General features: G+C 39.0%; 29 protein-coding genes and 1 pseudogene. 27 read left to right on the top strand and 3 right to left on the bottom strand.

Annotated elements, in window-relative coordinates; genetic code table 11:
- The first annotated feature begins 128 nt into the window (after positions 1-128).
- Positions 129-629 carry a CBO0543 family protein gene (locus MKX72_RS16735; protein WP_154992009.1) on the top strand — a complete coding sequence of 167 codons (501 nt, stop codon included), beginning with the start codon at positions 129-131 and terminating at the stop codon, positions 627-629.
- A gap of 43 nt (positions 630-672) precedes the next feature.
- A complete protein-coding gene (locus MKX72_RS16730) occupies positions 673-1284 on the top strand; it encodes a CBO0543 family protein (RefSeq protein ID WP_034263929.1) in 612 nt (203 codons plus the stop codon).
- 29 nt (positions 1285-1313) lie between these two features.
- Here MKX72_RS16730 and MKX72_RS16725 read toward each other — a convergent pair whose 3' ends face one another.
- A complete protein-coding gene (locus MKX72_RS16725; protein WP_033580307.1) occupies positions 1314-1652 on the bottom strand; it encodes a hypothetical protein in 339 nt (112 codons plus the stop codon).
- Positions 1653-1877: 225 nt separating this feature from the next.
- Here MKX72_RS16725 and MKX72_RS16720 point away from each other — a divergent pair, with 225 nt between their 5' ends.
- The 5 genes from MKX72_RS16720 (at position 1878) to MKX72_RS16700 (ending at position 4910) form a co-directional block, all read left to right on the top strand.
- On the top strand, positions 1878-2060 hold the full coding sequence (locus tag MKX72_RS16720; RefSeq protein ID WP_033580308.1) for a hypothetical protein: 183 nt from the start codon (positions 1878-1880) through the stop codon (positions 2058-2060).
- Positions 2061-2092: 32 nt separating this feature from the next.
- Positions 2093-2293 carry a hypothetical protein gene (locus MKX72_RS16715; RefSeq protein ID WP_034263931.1) on the top strand — a complete coding sequence of 67 codons (201 nt, stop codon included), beginning with the start codon at positions 2093-2095 and terminating at the stop codon, positions 2291-2293.
- Positions 2294-2383: 90 nt separating this feature from the next.
- Positions 2384-2722, top strand: a complete 339-nt coding sequence (locus MKX72_RS16710) for a zinc ribbon domain-containing protein YjdM (protein WP_029715023.1) — start codon at positions 2384-2386, stop codon at positions 2720-2722.
- 200 nt (positions 2723-2922) lie between these two features.
- The gene (gene gltP, locus MKX72_RS16705; RefSeq protein WP_029715022.1) at positions 2923-4167 is read left to right on the top strand and encodes a glutamate-aspartate/proton symporter GltP; all 1245 of its coding nucleotides are present in this window, start codon (positions 2923-2925) and stop codon (positions 4165-4167) included.
- Positions 4168-4430: 263 nt separating this feature from the next.
- Positions 4431-4910: a hypothetical protein gene (locus MKX72_RS16700; protein WP_033580311.1), complete on the top strand. Its 480-nt coding sequence runs from the start codon at positions 4431-4433 to the stop codon at positions 4908-4910.
- Between the two features lie 27 nt (positions 4911-4937).
- Here MKX72_RS16700 and MKX72_RS16695 read toward each other — a convergent pair whose 3' ends face one another.
- Positions 4938-5804, bottom strand: a complete 867-nt coding sequence (locus tag MKX72_RS16695; protein WP_155007900.1) for a LysR family transcriptional regulator — start codon at positions 5802-5804, stop codon at positions 4938-4940.
- Positions 5805-5913: 109 nt separating this feature from the next.
- On the opposite strand from MKX72_RS16695, the gene MKX72_RS16690 reads away from it, so the two are divergent.
- The 17 genes and pseudogenes from MKX72_RS16690 to MKX72_RS16610 form a co-directional block, all read left to right on the top strand.
- A complete protein-coding gene (locus MKX72_RS16690) occupies positions 5914-7134 on the top strand; it encodes an MFS transporter (RefSeq protein WP_155007902.1) in 1221 nt (406 codons plus the stop codon).
- 108 nt (positions 7135-7242) lie between these two features.
- A complete protein-coding gene (locus MKX72_RS16685; RefSeq protein WP_155007904.1) occupies positions 7243-7728 on the top strand; it encodes a general stress protein in 486 nt (161 codons plus the stop codon).
- A 449-nt stretch (positions 7729-8177) separates the two neighbouring features.
- Complete coding sequence (gene gvpA, locus MKX72_RS16680) at positions 8178-8438, top strand: gas vesicle structural protein GvpA (protein WP_013058000.1); 261 nt, start codon at positions 8178-8180, stop codon at positions 8436-8438.
- Positions 8439-8498: 60 nt separating this feature from the next.
- Positions 8499-8984: a GvpT/GvpP family gas vesicle accessory protein gene (gene gvpT, locus MKX72_RS16675; RefSeq protein WP_155007906.1), complete on the top strand. Its 486-nt coding sequence runs from the start codon at positions 8499-8501 to the stop codon at positions 8982-8984.
- 25 nt (positions 8985-9009) lie between these two features.
- Positions 9010-9483 (top strand): gas vesicle protein GvpQ, encoded by a 474-nt coding sequence (gvpQ, locus tag MKX72_RS16670; RefSeq protein WP_049165587.1) that lies wholly within the window; start codon positions 9010-9012, stop codon positions 9481-9483.
- A gap of 19 nt (positions 9484-9502) precedes the next feature.
- A complete protein-coding gene (gene gvpJ / locus MKX72_RS16665) occupies positions 9503-9769 on the top strand; it encodes a gas vesicle structural protein GvpA (RefSeq protein ID WP_013057997.1) in 267 nt (88 codons plus the stop codon).
- A gap of 74 nt (positions 9770-9843) precedes the next feature.
- The gene (gene gvpO / locus MKX72_RS16660; protein ID WP_033580317.1) at positions 9844-10110 is read left to right on the top strand and encodes a gas vesicle protein GvpO; all 267 of its coding nucleotides are present in this window, start codon (positions 9844-9846) and stop codon (positions 10108-10110) included.
- 28 nt (positions 10111-10138) lie between these two features.
- Positions 10139-11065 carry a gas vesicle protein GvpN gene (gvpN, locus tag MKX72_RS16655; RefSeq protein WP_033580318.1) on the top strand — a complete coding sequence of 309 codons (927 nt, stop codon included), beginning with the start codon at positions 10139-10141 and terminating at the stop codon, positions 11063-11065.
- A gap of 14 nt (positions 11066-11079) precedes the next feature.
- On the top strand, positions 11080-11847 hold the full coding sequence (locus tag MKX72_RS16650) for a GvpL/GvpF family gas vesicle protein (protein ID WP_155007907.1): 768 nt from the start codon (positions 11080-11082) through the stop codon (positions 11845-11847).
- 1 nt (position 11848) lies between these two features.
- Positions 11849-12115: a gas vesicle protein GvpG gene (locus MKX72_RS16645; protein ID WP_013084016.1), complete on the top strand. Its 267-nt coding sequence runs from the start codon at positions 11849-11851 to the stop codon at positions 12113-12115.
- Complete coding sequence (locus MKX72_RS16640) at positions 12116-12925, top strand: GvpL/GvpF family gas vesicle protein (protein ID WP_028414531.1); 810 nt, start codon at positions 12116-12118, stop codon at positions 12923-12925. It begins immediately after the preceding gene.
- A 17-nt stretch (positions 12926-12942) separates the two neighbouring features.
- The gene (locus MKX72_RS16635) at positions 12943-13230 is read left to right on the top strand and encodes a gas vesicle protein (protein ID WP_033580320.1); all 288 of its coding nucleotides are present in this window, start codon (positions 12943-12945) and stop codon (positions 13228-13230) included.
- Entirely contained in the window at positions 13184-13468 is a 285-nt protein-coding gene (locus tag MKX72_RS16630; RefSeq protein WP_028414529.1) for a gas vesicle protein K, read from the top strand. The genes MKX72_RS16635 and MKX72_RS16630 overlap by 47 nt, the downstream gene beginning before the upstream one ends.
- A 21-nt stretch (positions 13469-13489) precedes the next feature.
- Positions 13490-13792, top strand: a complete 303-nt coding sequence (gvpJ, locus tag MKX72_RS16625) for a gas vesicle protein (protein ID WP_028414528.1) — start codon at positions 13490-13492, stop codon at positions 13790-13792.
- Between the two features lie 36 nt (positions 13793-13828).
- Positions 13829-14683, top strand: coding sequence for a GvpT/GvpP family gas vesicle accessory protein (gene gvpT, locus MKX72_RS16620; RefSeq protein ID WP_034265332.1), 855 nt, complete (start codon positions 13829-13831; stop codon positions 14681-14683).
- A 23-nt stretch (positions 14684-14706) separates the two neighbouring features.
- Complete coding sequence (gene gvpU / locus MKX72_RS16615; RefSeq protein WP_013057987.1) at positions 14707-15123, top strand: gas vesicle accessory protein GvpU; 417 nt, start codon at positions 14707-14709, stop codon at positions 15121-15123.
- Positions 15124-15173: 50 nt separating this feature from the next.
- Positions 15174-15620 (top strand): annotated as a pseudogene (locus MKX72_RS16610) (EamA family transporter); the annotation flags it as partial.
- Between the two features lie 73 nt (positions 15621-15693).
- On the opposite strand, the gene MKX72_RS16605 reads toward MKX72_RS16610, so the two are convergent.
- Positions 15694-15909, bottom strand: a complete 216-nt coding sequence (locus MKX72_RS16605) for a hypothetical protein (protein WP_013057984.1) — start codon at positions 15907-15909, stop codon at positions 15694-15696.
- A gap of 273 nt (positions 15910-16182) precedes the next feature.
- On the opposite strand from MKX72_RS16605, the gene MKX72_RS16600 reads away from it, so the two are divergent.
- The 3 genes from MKX72_RS16600 (at position 16183) to MKX72_RS16590 (ending at position 18335) form a co-directional block, all read left to right on the top strand.
- On the top strand, positions 16183-17118 hold the full coding sequence (locus tag MKX72_RS16600; RefSeq protein ID WP_154992016.1) for an aldo/keto reductase: 936 nt from the start codon (positions 16183-16185) through the stop codon (positions 17116-17118).
- Positions 17119-17484: 366 nt separating this feature from the next.
- A complete protein-coding gene (locus MKX72_RS16595; protein WP_025751010.1) occupies positions 17485-17868 on the top strand; it encodes a MerR family transcriptional regulator in 384 nt (127 codons plus the stop codon).
- 20 nt (positions 17869-17888) lie between these two features.
- A complete protein-coding gene (locus MKX72_RS16590) occupies positions 17889-18335 on the top strand; it encodes a GNAT family N-acetyltransferase (protein ID WP_155007909.1) in 447 nt (148 codons plus the stop codon).
- Positions 18336-18428: the final 93 nt, after the last annotated feature.

Raw genomic sequence — 18428 nt, 5'->3', positions numbered from 1 at the left:
CTTCAAAGAACTGAAAACTAAAACAAACATGTACGTACGTAAAGAGAACGGGATTAGAACAACCGTCTTAAGCTGCCAATCGACACGAAGGTATACTAACAACACTTGGTGAAAGGAGCGAAAAGGTTATGAGAAATAAAAAATTTGAAGTGAATTTTTTACGTACAATGCTGATTATAGGGCTGGGAATGCTCCCTTTTCTATTTAGAAAACCACCGATCAAAGACTGGCTGCTGGCTTATGCATTTAATGCCTTAACAAATGGTATTATTGATAAATTTATTGTCTCTCACGGCCTTCTTCGATATCCAACTCGCTTACTGAAAAAACAGTTTAGAATTAATGTGTTGTTCGACTTTTTACTGTATCCTAGCATATCCGTTATGATTAATCAGGCTACGTATCACGATAAAGGGTTAAAGATTTTATATAAAATTGTACTTTTTACGATTCCCATGTTTTTTATTGAATTATGGGCTGAAAAACGAACGAAGCTCATCGAATGGAAAACAGGCTGGATGTGGTACCACACCTTTATTAGCGTAACGTTAAAATCCTACCTTAACCGGATGCTGATTGGATGGATTCGGAAAATTGAAAAGAAGCAGGACGAAATGAAAATAAAATAAAATAACATTGGTTCTAAAAACGACGTTAGAGAGGTGAACAAAGGTGCATATTTCTGTCCTTCTATGGCTGATTTTTCAAAATATCCAGAAGAAAACGTGGAAAAAAATTCACGAGCTATATGCTGGGGTTTTATACGTGAGCTTTTTTAATATTCTTTATTACTTTTTATGTAACGATAAGTTGCTTTGGGATTTTAAATCTTCTCATCTTTCATTAAAAGTACTGCGTATTTTACACCTTATGTTTATTACACCTCTCATGATTTTGTCGTTCTTAGCTACTTATCCGTCTACACTTCTTAAACAGGTAAAATATATCGTAAAATGGGTATGTACAGCTTCATTTGTAGAATGGCTTGGTCTGAGGTGTAAGGGGATTACATTTAGACACGGCTGGCATTTGGGGTGGTCAGCACTTATTTATGTAATGATGCTTATCTTTTCGAGATGGTTTCAAAAAAAGCCTTTTGCGGTCTTGCTGCTATCGGTTTTTGCAACAGTCGTTCTCAGCATCATTTTTAAAGTTCCCATTAGCAAACGAATGCTAAAACATCCGCTGAAACGAATATTGACTCGGCCTTTAAAAGATCATGTGACTCAAGCTGTTGCGAATAAAGTAAGGCGAAAATGCCTGCTTCTCAAGCTGTTCTCGTAAGTGCCTGCTCTCTGTGAAGAGCAGGTTTTTTAGCTTACTGGAGGAATAACGTCCGTCAGCAACAGAATGAAAAAAATCAGGCCGACTCCCGTAAAGCTTAAAGAAGCAAGAAAATAAGCCGTCCAGCGCAAACGAAACGGATTATGTTCGACATTGGCTCCGGACATTAACCTCATGGAGTGAGTGTTATAGTGAGAATGAGCGCTGTTGCTTCCGCTGCTTGAAAACCAAAAAGTTAAAACTGAAAACAAAAGTCCGCTAAAAAACATAAGCTCAATAAAGCGGATAGACAAAAATGATGAGCACGCATAGGTTAATCCCCCTTCAATAAGCAGGGTAATAACAAACACAAGCTGAGTTCTCTTCAAACAATCCTCCCCTTTTTTCTCTGTGTCTACTTTTTATTATACAATAATTTACATGTATAAAAAGTCTCAAAAATGCTTTTATTATGATATAATGGTAATAAATGTATTGTTAAAAAGTGCTCGAAATCCGCATGCATCACGATTATAAGGTTTTTTGTAATGATGAGATTTACTATATACGCAGCGTTTAGTTTCAAGCGCGTAGAATGAAAGTGAGGAATAGCTATGGACCTAGGAGAGACTGTGATTGCCATACTAGCAGCGGGAGCACTGCTGGTATACGGTACGTTAGAGCTTTGGTTTGCACCTCATAATTCTTCTTTTTTTAAAGGGTGGAAGCAAAAACTAGCCGTCATTTTGCCGTTATACGCAGTTACATTCGGCATATGGTTCGCGTTTTGTTCGTAACAAAAAAGTCTTACAAAAAGGAGGAATGAAAAATGGAAATCAATTCATACCTCATTCGGTTTTCATGTATGCTGATGCTCATGTTTGGAGGATTATTTATTATACGGTATGTAAAGACAGGTGACCTTTATTTAGATCAGCTTCTTGTCTTTGGAGCGGGTTTTGTTCTGTTTATCGGCTCACTTATTTGGAAAAGAAAACATCAGCATAGAGAAAATAGAAAAGCTTGTTAAACGTATAAAAATGTGACAGTATAAAACAGATAAAAAACGTAATCTCGTGATCGTACCATTGGTTACGGGCTGCTGCTGGAGGAAAAGAAAATGAATGTACCTAATTGCCCAAGCTGTCAATCACAGTATACATATGAAGATGGAAACCTGTTCATCTGCCCGGAGTGTGCGCATGAATGGGGTCAAGATGAAAAAGCAGAAAGCACGGAAGAACAGCTTACTGTAAAAGATGCAAACGGTAATGCTTTAAAAGACGGAGATTCAGTTACTGTCATCAAAGACTTAAAAGTAAAAGGAAGCTCATCGGTTGTAAAAATCGGAACGAAAGTAAAAAGCATTCGTTTAGTAGAAGGCGATCATAACATTGACTGCAAGATTGATGGATTTGGAGCGATGAGCTTAAAATCTCAGTTTGTGAAAAAAGCATAACGATAAAAAAGTCAGGATGAAGAAGACTTTCATCCTGGCTTTTTTCTATGTATCTTAACGGACAAAGTGAAATATATAGACCGTTTTGTCTATTTTAGAAGGAATTTAACTAAATGTCCCGAATTTACTTAAAGTGTCTGAGAACTTGGATATTAATGGAACTGATGTCCGTTTCATGAAGACAAAGGGGAGGGAGAAATGTGAAAAAATTTTTAGCGTTTCAAATTTTAATTGCATTAGTAATTGGAGCTGTTATCGGGCACTTTTTTCCGGACTTCGGGATGGCTTTAAGACCGGTAGGAGACGGGTTTATCCGGCTCATTAAAATGATTGTAGTGCCGATTGTCTTTTCAACCATCGTCATAGGTGCTGCGGGAAGCGGCAGTATGAAACAAATGGGAAGTCTAGGGTTAAAGACGATTATTTGGTTTGAAATTATTACTACCATCGTATTAGGGATTGGTCTGCTGTTAGTGAATTTGCTAAAGCCCGGAGTAGGCCTCGATCTTTCTCATCTTGTTAAAAAAGATATCGGTGAATTGTCTCAGTATACCGACAAGGTCGTGGACTTTAAACAAATGATTTTAAACATCATTCCAACGAATATCGTAGATGTGATGGCAAAAAATGATTTGCTGGCCGTGATTTTCTTTGCTATTTTATTCGGTGTTGCCGCCTCAGGAGTTGGGAAAGCATCCGAACCTGCAATGAAATTTTTTGAATCAACCGCTAAAATTATGTTTAAATTAACGCAAATTGTGATGGTCACAGCGCCTCTTGGTGTACTAGCGCTAATGGCTGCATCTGTGGGGCAATACGGCATTGTCCTTCTGCTTCCGATGCTGAAGCTAATTGGAACCGTCTTTTTAGGCCTTTTTATTATTTTATTTGTTTTATTTCCGCTTGTTGGTTTTTTGTTCAAATTCAACTATTTTGAAGTCTTCAAAATGATTTGGGACTTGTTTCTTATTGCGTTTTCAACAACAAGTACAGAAACGGTGCTGCCACAGCTGATGGAGCGTATGGAAAAGTACGGATGTCCTAAACGAGTGGTGTCGTTCGTTATTCCGTCCGGCCTGTCGTTAAACTGTGATGGATCTACTTTGTATTTATCCGTTTCATGCGTCTTTTTAGCACAGGCTTTTAATATTGACATGCCCTTAACTCAGCAATTATTTATGATGCTTATACTCGTTATGACAAGTAAAGGAATTGCGGCTGTCCCGTCAGGTTCACTTGTTGTGCTTTTAGCAACAGCTAATGCAGTAGGTCTGCCGGCTGAAGGAGTCGCAATCATTGCAGGAGTAGACCGCATCATGGATATGGCAAGAACAGGAGTTAACGTTCCAGGCCACGCCATTGCCTGTATCGTCGTCTCGAAATGGGAAAAAGTATTTCGAACCCAAACGCCAATTCCGCCTGCATCTCACACGGAATCTCTATAAAACCAACCCCCGCTTTAGTCTATAGAGCGGGGGTTTTTTGTTAAGTCTCCAAACATTTATTAACGATGTAGACTAGAGTAATTTGCCATACTCAGCCCTCCTTAAAAAAAGCACCAGCCGCTTAAGTCTAAAAAAATGCCCTGTGACTGTTTTACGGTCACAGGGCATTTTTTTAGATGAATGTTCACAAAATGTTCACTTACGAAGAAGGAAGATAAAAAGCTATACTAAGCCAAGTAAAAAACATGAAAAGGATGAGGAATATGCCCACAACTAAAAAAGAAAGTATGTATTTTGGAATGATGATGTGCGGAGGGATGGTGCTTGTGATGACGATGTATAACATGTTCATAAATGATGTCATCGGGCATATCACACTTGCAGAAGGTATTTTAAACTTGGTTATCACATTTGTAGTTGCCATGGCTGTCGAAACTTTCTTAGTAGGTCCCGTAGCAAAAAAAGTAGCATTTTCACTGCCGTTTGATAAGTCTAAACAGTTAAAAGTCGTGTTGATTTTATCATCATGCATGGTTATTGGAATGGTGCTTTCCATGTCTGTATATGGATTAATTACGATGTCACTTACGAAAGGTTTAGACGGAGAGCCGCTTCTTTCAAGCTATGCATTTATCGTTATGAAAAACTTTATCGTAGCCTATCCGCTTCAGCTTCTCATTATGGGACCTTTAGTTCGCGGATTGTTTATGAAATTTGTGAAAAAGAATCCGGCAACGGCTTAAGTCAAAACCCTAAGAACGCCTATTTTCTTAGGGTTTTGTTGTGCAAAGCTGGTCAGTCAGAAGAGAAGAAAATTCACGTAAAGCCGCCGATACAAAGGCATCTTTTCGCGTAATAAAAAAAGTAGGAACCTTTCTATATGGCTGCGGCAGCGGAGTTAACGTTAATGAATTGTAGTTAGATACAATGGATTTCATCATTACAGCTACGCCCATACCTGCTTTTACACACCCAATAATGGCTTCAATCGTACCAAATTCTAATATGCGTTTTGGAAACACGCCTTCTTTTGTCATGAGCATTTCTAACGTATGTCGATATGCGCATCCGCTGCTGAATGCTAATAAATTCATATCGTTTAGGCTGTAAAGAGAAGGAAGAGGGTGGCGGCTCACAAGTACAAGCTCTTCATCTTGAACAAATAAAGAGTTTAGATCAGGATGTTCACAGCTGCCTGCAACAAATGCGCCTTCAAGTTTTCGTTCTAAAACCAGTTGAATAAGAACATCGGTTGTATGTGTGTCTAAGATGAAGTCTACATTAGGATAGGCAGTGCAATAAGTAGAAAGCAAAGGCGGCAGCCGAAGAGCCGCGGTGGATTCAGTTGCACCTATTTTTAAAGGTCCTATCGGCGTTTGCGAGCTGCTTTGCACAGCTGCCGTGGCTTCATTGGTTAAACGAAGAATTTGTTCAGCATAACGATGCAACAGCTCTCCGCTGGAAGTTAACGTTACCCCTTTACCGCTTCGTTGGAAGAGCTTTGTGCCCAGCTCCGCTTCTAATTGCTGAATTCGCATCGTCACATTCGACTGCACGTAGCTTAAGCTTTTGGCAGCTTTTGAAATGTTTTTTTCTTCTGCTACCGTTGTAAAAACAAGCAAATCTTTTATATCCATCAAATCTCCTCCTTCAGCTATCATTTTTATTGATGACTTTTATCTTTATTGCTTATTTTACATGATATCACCGCTACTCTACACTGAAAGTAAAGGTGGAGGAGAGAAAATGAGCAGACAAAAAGCTTCTTATAAGTGGATGATTTTATTTATTGCCACCCTTTCTCAGACGTGTGCAACGTTTGTCACGTACGGCGCGGGACCATTGGCAGCGCTTTGGCAAAGACTATATGATTTATCGCAGTTTCAAACAGGACTGCTCGTATCAGCTGTTCAAATTGGTCCGATTTTTTCCATGCTGTTCTTTGGAAACTGGATGGATCGATATGGAGAAAGGTGGCTTGTAGGAGGAGGATCTATTTTGCTGGGGATAAGCATGCTTTTTGCCTATAGCGTTGATCATTATTTGTATCTAACAGGCGTACTTCTCGCAGCAGGAGTGTGGTATGGAACAGCACAGCCAGGAGGAAGCAAAGCCGTGGTGAAGTGGTTTCCATCTCGTCATAGAGGGCTTGCCATGGGAATTCGGCAAACGGGAATTCCGATTGGAGGCGCTATTGCTTCCGCGGCATTACCGCTAGTGTTTTATCAATACGGGTGGCATGGGGCTGTTCTCATACAGGCTGCGGCAGCTATCGGGGGAGGTCTTCTTTTTTTAGTATTCTATCGAGAATACCCATCATCGCCAGAAAAAAAAGAAACATTTACGCTTCGTCAAAAAATCATGCGTATTTCTCAAGATAAAACGCTCTATCCCTTATTCTTTGTAGGTGTTTCAATGATTTCTCTTCAAATGATCATTGTGGCGCACTTTATAAGCTATTTAACGAAAGCCATAAAGATGGATTTTGCTTCAGCGGGCATGTTGCTGAGCGTCACACTGTTAGGGGGAATAATTGGGAGAATTGCTTTAGCCTGGCTAAGCGATCATGTGTATAACGGAAATCGAAGAACACCTTTGCAAGCGACGGTTTGGGTGACTGTAGGACTAATCATAGCTATTTCTTATATTGGATTTACTTTGCCTTTTTGGCTACTAACTATTTTTTGTTTTAGCCTCGGCTTTTTTGCAATTGGCTGGTTTAGTTTGTTTATCGTGTTAATAGCAGAAAAAGCCGATGATCGTTTTATTGGTTTAACGGTAAGCATTGCGTTAACGCTCAATCAATTTGCCATTGTGCTTGCACCGATTTGGTTTGGGCTCCTTGTGGATTGGCTCCGGAGCTACGCGTTGGCTTTTAGTACGGCTGCATGCATCATTGCTTGTGGAGGAATATGGTTAAAAAAAGAGCGAGTTCATTCATTTTTAAATAAAAACGTCACTAAATGAAAAGTGATGTAGGGCCATTTATTTAAGAATAGAGAAGACCTCTTACTCTCTAAAACGTTTCAAAGTCATGCTCCCGGGTACACACAACATTAATGAGGAGGAGATAGTATGGAAGCAAAAGCAAAGAATGTTGTGGGGGTATATGAAACGGAACAAGAAGCAATTCATGCTGTAGAGAATTTAAAAAAAGAAGGATACGCATCAGAAGAAATATCTATTATCGGTAAACATAAAAAGACCAAAAAAGTTCAGAAAGAAACGAATACAAAAGCAGAAGGGGCAGCAACTGGAGCGCTTACCGGAGGTACGTTAGGGAGCTTGACCGGAATATTAGCAGGTGCCGGAGCTCTTGCAATCCCGGGAATAGGCCCAATTGTAGCGGCTGGTCCGATTGTAGCTACATTAACAGGTGCAGCAGCTGGTGCGAGTGTAGGAGGTCTGTCTGGTATTTTAGTCGGTATGGGAATTCCAAAACAGCAGGCCGAACAATATAATGATTCAGTCAAAGAAGGAAGCTTGCTTGTTTTAGTAGACAAAGAAGACTGGGATCATGATGGAAACCCGAAAGCGCCTTTAACCGGAATGATTTTATAGAACTTATTATGTATAGGAGAAAGCTGTCGCAGTGCGGCAGCTTTTTTTATGCGCTGGTTTTATTTAAGAGAACTACATGCACAATAATATTCCATAATAGTTAAAAATATCAAAGTATTTGAGGGTAACCTGAAAGATAATATGCCTTAAATTATAATGTAATATTATTGTAACAATAATGTATTTATTGTTTTATTTTGGAATTTGAGTTTCGATAAAAGCTTTAACAACGGGATTTACGCGCAAAATACATCCATAAATTAACTGTAAACTATTATACGAAGTAGAATAATTTTCTAATTATTTTTCAAGAATTAATTTTTAGCAAATTCTTCATGTTTGAAAGAGGGCTAAAAAGTATATTTCAAAAGTATGTTTACTTAAAAAGTTAAGCAGGTTGATTAGTAGCATCATTCATTTAGCTAAATTTCAAAAGGAGCTGCTAAAAAATGAGTATTCAAAAAAGTACAGATAGTTCAAGTTTAGCAGAAGTGATTGATCGAATTCTAGACAAAGGAATTGTCATCGATGCTTTTGCTCGAGTATCACTCGTAGGAATTGAAATTTTAACGATTGAAGCACGAGTCGTTATTGCAAGTGTCGATACGTGGCTTCGCTACGCAGAAGCGGTCGGGTTATTAACCGACAAAGTAGAGGAAGAAGGGCTGCCTGGCCGAACAGAGGAGCGAGGAGCAGGGCTTAGTTTTTAAGTCTTTTAATCGTAAGAAAATTCATTAAATAAATAATAATAAGAGAAAAGAGGATGAAACATGTCAACAACTGATAAGAATGTACAAAGTGAAAAACAAGAAAATCAGCAGCAGGAAGAAAAAACGCAAAACTCTTTGAATCTTGCCATTTTAGGAGGCGTAGTAGGAGCGGGAATTGGACTTCTTTCAAGTCCGCAAACGAGTAAAAAAGTACTCAGTCGCTTAGGACAATCAGAAATTGTACGTGCGACAGGACAAGAGTTAAGAAGAAACGCACAGGATATTTTAACGCAGCAAGCGATGGGAGCGTTAAGACAGACGGCTACAGGCTATCTTGAAAAAGACAATTTAAGCAAGCTGCTGGCACCTAAAAAGAAAAAAGAAGAAATATCAAATGAACAGGGAAATGCGCAGGAAGAAGTCAGCGCAAGCGCAGAAATGGAAACGTCTCAGTACGAAGAGTTAAAAGAAGAAAATAAAAATATGAACGATCAGCTGCAGCGCATTGAAGAGATGCTAAACAAACTCATGGACGCGAAGAAGTAAGATATCCGTCCTGAAGGGGAATTTCATGGATAAAAAAGATGTGGAGAAAGCAGCCTTAAAAGCAGGGAAAAAAATAGTTGAGCACACGCCTGAACCTGTTAAGGAGAAAGTAGAAGAAAAGGTTAAAGAAAAAGCGAAAGAAAAATTTGTCGAAAAAACCGAAGGGAAACTGCAGGAAAAAGCGGATGAAGCGTCAGAAAAACTGCAGGAAACGAAAGAAAAAAATGCCCAAAAGGTACACGGCAAAGGAGAAGACGCAAAAGAAAAGCTTCAAGGCGTCTTATTATCAGTAAAAGATAAGCTTAGCGATGTAAAAGAAGCTGGAGAAGACTTTCAAGAAAAAGTTTCTTCTTCAGACGATAAAGATAAGTCAAAAAACAAGCGGAAAATAAAAGGCGTAAATCAGATTAAAAAAGCAACGGATATTAAAAGCTCTACTAAGATTAAAAGTTCCAATGATATTAAATCATCTACAGATTTAAAAACAATGGGATCATAAGCGAAAGGAGAAATGGGATATGTCTATTCAAAAAAGTACTAATAGTTCAAGTTTAGCAGAAGTCATTGACCGTATTTTAGATAAAGGAATTGTTATTGATGCGTTTGCAAGAGTGTCTGTTGTAGGAATTGAAATTTTAACAATTGAAGCACGAGTGGTTATTGCCAGTGTTGATACATGGTTACGCTATGCAGAAGCAGTGGGGCTTCTTCGTGACGACGTAGAAGAAAACGGCCTTCCTGAACGTTCAAATTCAAGTGAAGGGCAGCCGCGTTTTAGTATTTAATATGAAGTGGTATGGAACCTTCCTTTTTGAGGGTGGTTCCAGCTTTTAGATCTAACTATTGGAGGCTACTAAAGATGGAAATTAAAAAAATTATGCAAGCCGTGAACGACTTTTTTGCTGAAAACGTAGCTCCTCCTCATAAAATTACCTCGGTGGAAGTTACTGAAGATGAAGGCTGGAGAGTTATTGTTGAAGTCATTGAAGAACGAGAATATATGAAAAAATACGCCAAAGATGAAATGCTTGGAACATACGAGTGCTTTTTAAATAAAGAAAAAGAAGTCATTTCATTCAAACGACTCGACGTCAGATATAGAAGCGCCATTGGCATTGAAGCATAAACGATAAGATGGCAGGAGGAACGTAAAAATGACCGTCTTAACAGACAAAAGGAAAAAAGGCAGTGGAGCTTTTATACAAGATGACGAGACAAAAGAGGTTCTTTCAAGAGCGCTGAGCTATTTAAAATCCGGCTATTCCATTCATTTTACAGGTCCTGCCGGCGGAGGTAAAACCTCTTTAGCGCGAGCGCTTGCTAAAAAGAGAAAGCGTCCTGTGATGCTGATGCACGGGAATCACGAGCTCAACAACAAAGATTTAATTGGCGATTTTACGGGCTATACGAGCAAAAAAGTAATCGACCAGTATGTTCGTTCTGTTTATAAAAAAGATGAACAAGTAAGTGAAAACTGGCAGGATGGACGGTTGCTTGAAGCCGTAAAAAACGGCTATACGCTGATTTACGACGAATTTACTCGGTCTAAGCCTGCGACGAATAATATCTTTCTATCGATATTAGAAGAAGGCGTGCTGCCGCTGTATGGAGTGAAAATGACCGATCCTTTTGTACGCGTGCATCCCGATTTCCGCGTCATCTTCACGAGCAACCCAGCTGAGTATGCTGGCGTATATGATACGCAAGATGCGCTTCTTGACAGGTTAATTACTATGTTTATTGATTATAAAGACATCGACAGAGAGACAGCGATTTTAACGGAGAAAACGGATGTAGAAGAAGACGAAGCGCGCACAATTGTAACGCTCGTAGCAAACGTGCGAAACCGCTCTGGAGACGAAAACAGTAGCGGGCTTAGCCTGCGGGCTTCGCTTATGATCGCTACCCTTGCTACGCAGCAAGACATTGCTATCGATGGAGATGATGAAGATTTTCAAACGTTATGTATGGATATTCTGCATCATCCGCTTACCAAATGTTTAGACGAGAAAAATGCAAAAAGCAAAGCCGAAAAAATCATTTTAGAAGAGTGTAAGAATATAGACACTGAAGAAAAGTAAAGGAGCTTGAAAACATGAGTGAAACAAACGAAACGGGCATTTATATTTTTAGCGCCATTCAAACGGATAAAGACGAAGATTTTGGATCGGTAGAAGTAGAAGGAACAAAAGCTGAAACGTTTTTGATTCGCTACAAAGACGCGGCGATGGTAGCAGCTGAAGTGCCGATGAAAATTTATCATCCTAATCGCCAAAATCTATTAATGCATCAACACGCAGTAGCAGCGATTATGGACAAAAATGATACGGTTATTCCAATCAGCTTTGGGAATGTATTCAAATCAAAAGAAGACGTAAAAGTTCTTTTAGAAAACCTTTATCCGCAGTTTGAAAAGCTGTTTCCAGCCATCAAAGGAAAAATTGAAGTTGGTTTAAAAGTAATTGGAAAAAAAGAATGGCTCGAGAAAAAAGTAAACGAAAATCCTGAACTTGAAAAAGTATCAGCCTCCGTAAAAGGAAAATCAGAAGCAGCCGGTTATTATGAGCGTATTCAGCTTGGAGGAATGGCTCAAAAGATGTTTACTTCCCTGCAAAAAGAAGTCAAGACAGATGTGTTTTCTCCGCTTGAAGAGGAAGCGGAAGCAGCAAAAGCAAATGAGCCAACAGGCGAAACAATGCTTTTAAACGCTTCTTTCTTAATTAACCGAGAAGATGAAGCGAAGTTTGATGAAAAAGTGAATGAAGCGCATGAAAACTGGAAAGACAAAGCCGATTTTCATTACAGCGGTCCTTGGCCTGCTTATAATTTTGTGAACATTCGCCTAAAAGTAGAAGAGAAATAACGTGCTTCACAAATTAGTAACCGCACCTATTAACCTTGTAGTAAAAATCGGCGAAAAAGTACAGGAAGAAGCTGATAAACAGCTATATGACCTTCCGACGATTCAGCAAAAACTCATTCAGCTTCAAATGATGTTTGAGCTTGGTGAAATTCCGGAAGAAGCGTTTCAAGAAAAAGAAGATGAATTGTTAATGAGGTACGAAATCGCGAAACGCAGAGAAATTGAACAATGGGAAGAGCTGACAAAAAAAAGAAATGAGGAATCCTAGATGGGAGAATTACTGTATTTATACGGTTTAATTCCAACAAAAGAAGCAGCAGCCAGAGAGCCGTTTCCATCTTATAAAGGGTTTGACGGAGAACATTCACTGTACCCAATAACGATTGATCAGGTGACGGCTGTCGTTTCTAAGCTGGATGCTGACGCCTATTCAGAAGAAGTGATTAAAGAAAAAATGGAGCAGGATATGAGCTGGCTGCAGGAAAAAGCATTTCATCATCACGAAACGGTAGCCGCTTTGTACGAAGAATTTACGATCATTCCATTAAAATTTTGCACCATTTATAAAAGTAAAGAAAGTCTGCAAGCAGCTATTGAGCTTAACAAAGAAAAGCTAGAGAATTCACTGACGCTGCTTCAAGGAAATGAAGAGTGGAACGTGAAGATTTACTGTGATGATAAAGAGCTTAAAAAAGGAATCAGCGAGACGAATGAAAGCGTAAAAGCGAAAAAAGAAGAAATTAGTCACTTATCACCAGGAAGACAGTTTTTTGAAAAGAAAAAAATAGATCAGCTGATTGAAAGAGAATTAGAGCTTCACAAAAACAAAGTGTGTGAAGAGATACATGACAAGCTCAAAGAACTGTCGCTTTATGACTCTGTTAAAAAGAATTGGAGCAAGGACGTAACGGGCGCAGCTGAACAAATGGCGTGGAACAGCGTGTTTCTTCTCCCGTCTCTGCAGATCACTAAGTTTGTAAACGAAATAGAAGAGCTTCAGCAAAAGCTTGAAAATAAAGGCTGGAAATTTGAAGTGACGGGACCATGGCCGCCCTATCATTTCTCGAGCTTTGCGTAAAGTGAGGAATTAACATTATGTCTCTTAAACAATCCATGGAGAATAAAGATATTGCTCTTATTGATATTTTAGATGTCATTTTAGATAAAGGAGTCGCCATTAAAGGAGACTTAATCATTTCCATAGCCGGCGTCGATTTAGTGTATTTGGATTTGCGGGTGCTAATTTCTTCGGTTGAAACGCTTGTGCAAGCAAAAGAAGGAAATCGCAAACCCATCACTTCTGAACAATTTGATAAACAAAAGGAGGAATTACTGGATGCAACCGGTCAGCCAAGCAAATGGACGAATCCACTTGGATCCTGATAAAGCTGAACAAGGCTTAGCGCAGCTTGTGATGACAGTTATTGAACTATTGAGGCAAATCGTTGAACGTCATGCCATGAGGCGGGTGGAGGGTGGAACGTTGACGGACGAACAAATTGAAAACTTAGGAATTGCACTAATGAACTTAGAAGAAAAAATGGACGAGTTGAAAGAGGTGTTCGGTCTGGACGCAGAAGATTTAAATATTGATCTTGGACCGCTAGGCAGCCTGCTTTAAGCGGTCAGTGGGAGGAACAGTATGGCAGTCGAACATAATATGCAGTCAAGTACGATTGTAGATGTGCTCGAAAAGATTTTGGATAAAGGAGTCGTCATAGCGGGGGACATCACCGTAGGAATTGCAGATGTCGAGCTATTAACGATAAAGATCCGCTTGATTGTGGCTTCGGTTGATAAAGCAAAAGAAATCGGCATGGACTGGTGGGAAAATGATCCCTATCTCAGTTCAAAAGGAGCCAATAGTAAAGCGCTCGAAGAAGAAAATAAAATGCTGCATGAGCGGTTAAAAACGCTTGAAGAAAAAATAGAAACAGAACGTTAAAAACTGTACGCTACTTAAAAAATGGAGGGATTTACAATGGCAACTGAAACAAAATTAGATAACACACAGGCAGAAAACAAGGAAAACAAAAATACGGAAAACGGTTCAAAAGCAAGCAAAACAACAAGCAGCGGGCCAATCAAACGAGCGGTAGCAGGAGGTATCATCGGTGCAACGATTGGATATGTATCGACTCCTGAAAATCGAAAAAGTCTCCTTGACCGCATTGATACAGACGAATTAAAAAGCAAAGCATCTGATTTAGGAACAAAGGTAAAAGAAAAATCAAAAAGCAGCGTGGCCAGCCTGAAAACATCTGCGGGAAGCTTGTTTAAAAAAGATAAATCAAAAGATGATGAAGAAAACGTAAATTCTTCTAGTAGCGAAACAGAAGACGATAACGTTCAAGAGTACGATGAGTTAAAAGAAGAAAATCAAACGCTTCAAGACCGTTTATCACAGCTTGAAGAAAAAATGAACATGCTTGTTGAGCTTAGCCTCAATAAAAATCAAAATGAAGAAACAGAAGATACAGATTCTGACGAAGAAGAGAACGATGAGAACGAAGAAAACGAGCAGGACGATGAAAACGAAGAAGAAACACCTAAGTCTCGTAAAAAGAACAAAAAAGAAGAGGAGCAAGAAGAGGAAGAAGAAAGTGAAAGTGACGAAGACAGCGAGGAAGAAGAGGAAGATTCTCGTTCAAACAAAAAAAATAAAAAAGTAAAAACAGAAGAAGAAGACGAAGATGAAAGCGAAGAAGAAAAAAAGGAAGCGAAACCAAAAAAGTCAACAGCTAAAAAATCAAAAAATACAAAAGCAAAGAAAAACACGGATGAAGAAGATGATGACGCAACATCTCTTTCTAGTGAAGACGATACAACAGCATAAGACGTAAAGGAGGAAAGAAAGACATGAGTACAGGCCCTTCTTTTTCAACTAAAGACAATACGCTTGAATACTTTGTGAAAGCTTCTAATAAACACGGCTTTTCACTTGATATTTCATTAAATGTAAACGGCGCTGTGATTTCCGGTACCATGATTTCAGCAAAAGAATACTTTGATTACTTAAGCGAAACGTTTGAAGAAGGCAGTGAAGTGGCTCAGGCGCTAAGCGAACAATTCTCTTTAGCAAGCGAAGCGAGCGAATCAAACGGAGAAGCAGAAGCCCATTTTATTCATTTGAAAAATACAAAGATCTACTGTGGAGACAGTAAGTCTACTCCTTCAAAAGGAAAGATCTTTTGGAGAGGAAAAATAGCAGAAGTAGACGGATTCTTCTTAGGGAAGATTTCTGATGCAAAATCAACGAGTAAAAAGAGTTCATAAAAAACGGCGGGGTGAGTGCCCCGCCGTTTTTTAGTGATGAGATGTGCAGCTTCTTTTTACTAACAAACGGCTCTGTTTCTTCACTGTCTGTTTCTGTATCTGCCGCTGTTTGAGGAGTGTTGTCAGGTGTAGAAGCATTTTATACGCTGTATGCCGTGCCGCTGATTAAAAAGTGCAGTTCGCTTGTTATCGTTGGCTGGGCAATGGTAATCGGGGGAAGCGTAATGAGCTTTATTCATCCGCCTTGGGAAGCGTCAAGCTTATCACCAATAACCTGGGGATATATTTTATTTGTTATTATTTTTGGCACGATGCTTGCTTTTTGGTTTTATGTAGAAAGCCTGCCAAGTCTTTTACCTAAAGAAACGAGTTTGCTTGGAAGTTTAGAACCTTTAGCCGCTGTTATCACAACCGTTGTTTGGTTGAGAGAGCCTTTTGGTTTTTATCAATGGATAGGCACAGCTTGTATTATTGGATTAGTTCTATTACTCACATGAACGAAACAAGCATCTTCTGAGACGACACTTTCAGCATAAATGGGGGCTTGCTAAAAGGAGAAGCAAACCACTGTCACTTTGCCGCCGAATCTGTAGAAACTCGTTTGACTTTTAAAATCTTTACATATTGAATAAACACTCTTTCTTTTGTAGAGACATTTAATTTAGCAAGTCTTGATGCGTCATCTCGGTTTTTAGCAGATTCTATCACAAAAGTTCCTTTGATTTTGGCTTCATCTTTTAGAACGGAATACTGTATTTCAAATCGTTTTGCTTTCGTTTTCTGCATAGTGATTGATAAGCTCCTTTGCCTGATAGATTAATGTGTTGGTATGAAATAAGCTTCGATAAAAAGGAAGAAAAGAACGTAACATATACTACTAAATGAAATGCAGAGCGGCAGTGATTTTTATCACACCACAACCTAGTATTTCATCTTTTTACCAAAAAAGATAGGGTGTTTTATCGTCGCTGCTTATAAAATCTTTTATTCTTTCTGCTTGACCTAGAGTTAACTCTATGGTTTATCTTGTAGTAGTATCATTTCAAGGAGGGGCTTTATATGAAGTATCATACAATTGCTAATACTGACTTACACGTATCAAATTTAATTATGGGAAATATGCGTTTAACAGAGCTTTCTTTACCGGAAGCAGAGAAGCTAATTCGCACAGCGATGGAAGAAGAAATTAACTTTTTTGATCATGCTGATATTTACGGTCCTGATTATGTAGGACAATGCGAAGAGTATTTTGCAAACGCTATACAAATGAATTCAAGTCTTCGTGAGAAAATGGTGATTCAAAGTAAATGCGGCATTAACGCAGCGAAAAATTACTATGACTTTTCAAAGAAGCATATCATAGACTCTGTTAACGGCAGCTTAGAGCGTTTAAAAACAGATTACTTAGATCTTTTATTACTTCATCGTCCAGATCCGCTAATGGACCCTGAAGAAGTAGCAGAAGCATTTAACGAACTGCAAAACAGCGGAAAGGTACGTCACTTTGGTGTATCGAATCACAACCCAGCGCAAATTCAGCTGCTTGAAAAATATATTAACCAAAAGCTTGTCGTAAACCAAGTGCAGTTCAGCATCGCACATACGCCAATCATTGACTCTGGTATTTCGTTAAACATGGGAATTGATCAAGCTGTTAACCGCGACAGCAGCGTGCTTGAATATTGCCGTTTGAACGATATCACGCTTCAAGCATGGTCGCCGTTCCAAAACGGATTTTTTGAAGGTCCTTTCCTAGGTGATAAAGAGAAATTTGGAAAGCTAAACGAAGTAATTGATCGCATCGCAAGTAAATATAGCGTGACGAATACAGCGATTGCCGTTGCGTGGATTACAACGCATCCTGCCAATATCCAAGTAGTGCTTGGTACGACAAATATTCAGCGTATGAAAGATGCAAGTAAAGGTTCAGAAATCAAGTTAACGCGCCAAGAGTGGTACGATATTTATAAAGCCGCTGGCAACATGGTACCTTAAGCGCTGCAGTTCTTAAAATAAAGCAGGTAACTCCGTTCGGATATGGAACGGAGTTACCTGCGTTTTACGATAAGTAACTACTGGTTAAGCTAGAAAAAGATTTAGCAGAAGCTCAATTATTTTTGTGACGCCAAGACCTAACAAAAAGGCAATAAAACCACCAATTACAATGGTAAGCATCATGTGAGCAGTATTCATCGTATTCATCCTTTCTGATTTGAATGTATGTTGCTGCTTGTACAAAAAACCTGCAGCATAAAGAGCGCAATGAAGAAGACTCTAAAAGAATAAATCCTCGAGATACCTAGAGGTCAAGGCAAACTCACGATGTTTTTCTGAGAAGTTTAAGATGTAGGAGGAAGCAGTATGACGTATACCATTTCACAAGTGGCAAAAAAATTGAACGTGACAATTTATACCATTCGCTATTATGATAAAGAAGGGCTTTTTCCATTTTTAGATCGTACAGCGTCAGGGAATCGTATTTTTAAAGAACAAGATATTGAATGGATTGATTTAATTTGCTGTTTAAAAAGCACGGGTATGCAAATCAAGGACATTCGGACGCTTATTGAAAACTGTACGCTTGAGAATGCCGTGCTTGATAAAAGTCTTCAAATGCTGATGGATCATAAAAAAGCGGTGCAAAAAGAAATCGAAGAAATCCATCACAAGCTTGAGACGATTGATTATAAAATCAAGCACCTGCCGGAAATGTACGAGCGAATTGTGAATAAGCCTTCAAACTAAACAAAAAAGGAAGCGTAAAAATGATCGAAAAAGTAGTACCTCTCACTGCAGAGAATATACAGCAGTGCATTGACTTGTATCTAGATGTATTTACAAAAAAGCCTTGGGATGAACCATGGACGGAAGAATCAGCTAAAGAAAGGCTGACTGATTTACTGAACACGCCTAAATTTATGGGCTATTTATTTTATGACAAAGGAAATTTAATTGGCATGATTGCAGGTCACGCGAAAAAATCATACAGCGGTATGACCTTTTACGTGGCCGAGCTTTGCGTCAGCGCAAGCGTGCAGGGAAAAGGATATGGTTCAGCTATCTTAAGCCGGTTTGAGAACGAACTTCAAAGACGCGATATCAACAGCTTGTATCTCTTGACGGCGACTAGAGGAGCTGCACAGGCTTTTTATGAAAGAAACGGCTATACTGTAAATGATCAGCGGGTCGTCTTGAAAAAATCGTTTGTATAATTTTGTACATAAAGCGGGAAGAGAGTTGCAGAGTGGCTCTCTTTTTAATTAATCTTTTTATCTATTAATATGTAGAAGAAAGGGAAGTATGAA

The organism is Priestia sp. FSL R5-0597, from assembly GCF_038006305.1.
Classification (GTDB): Bacteria; Bacillota; Bacilli; order Bacillales; family Bacillaceae_H; genus Priestia; species Priestia zanthoxyli.
This window is presented reverse-complemented; position numbering and strand designations above follow the sequence as displayed.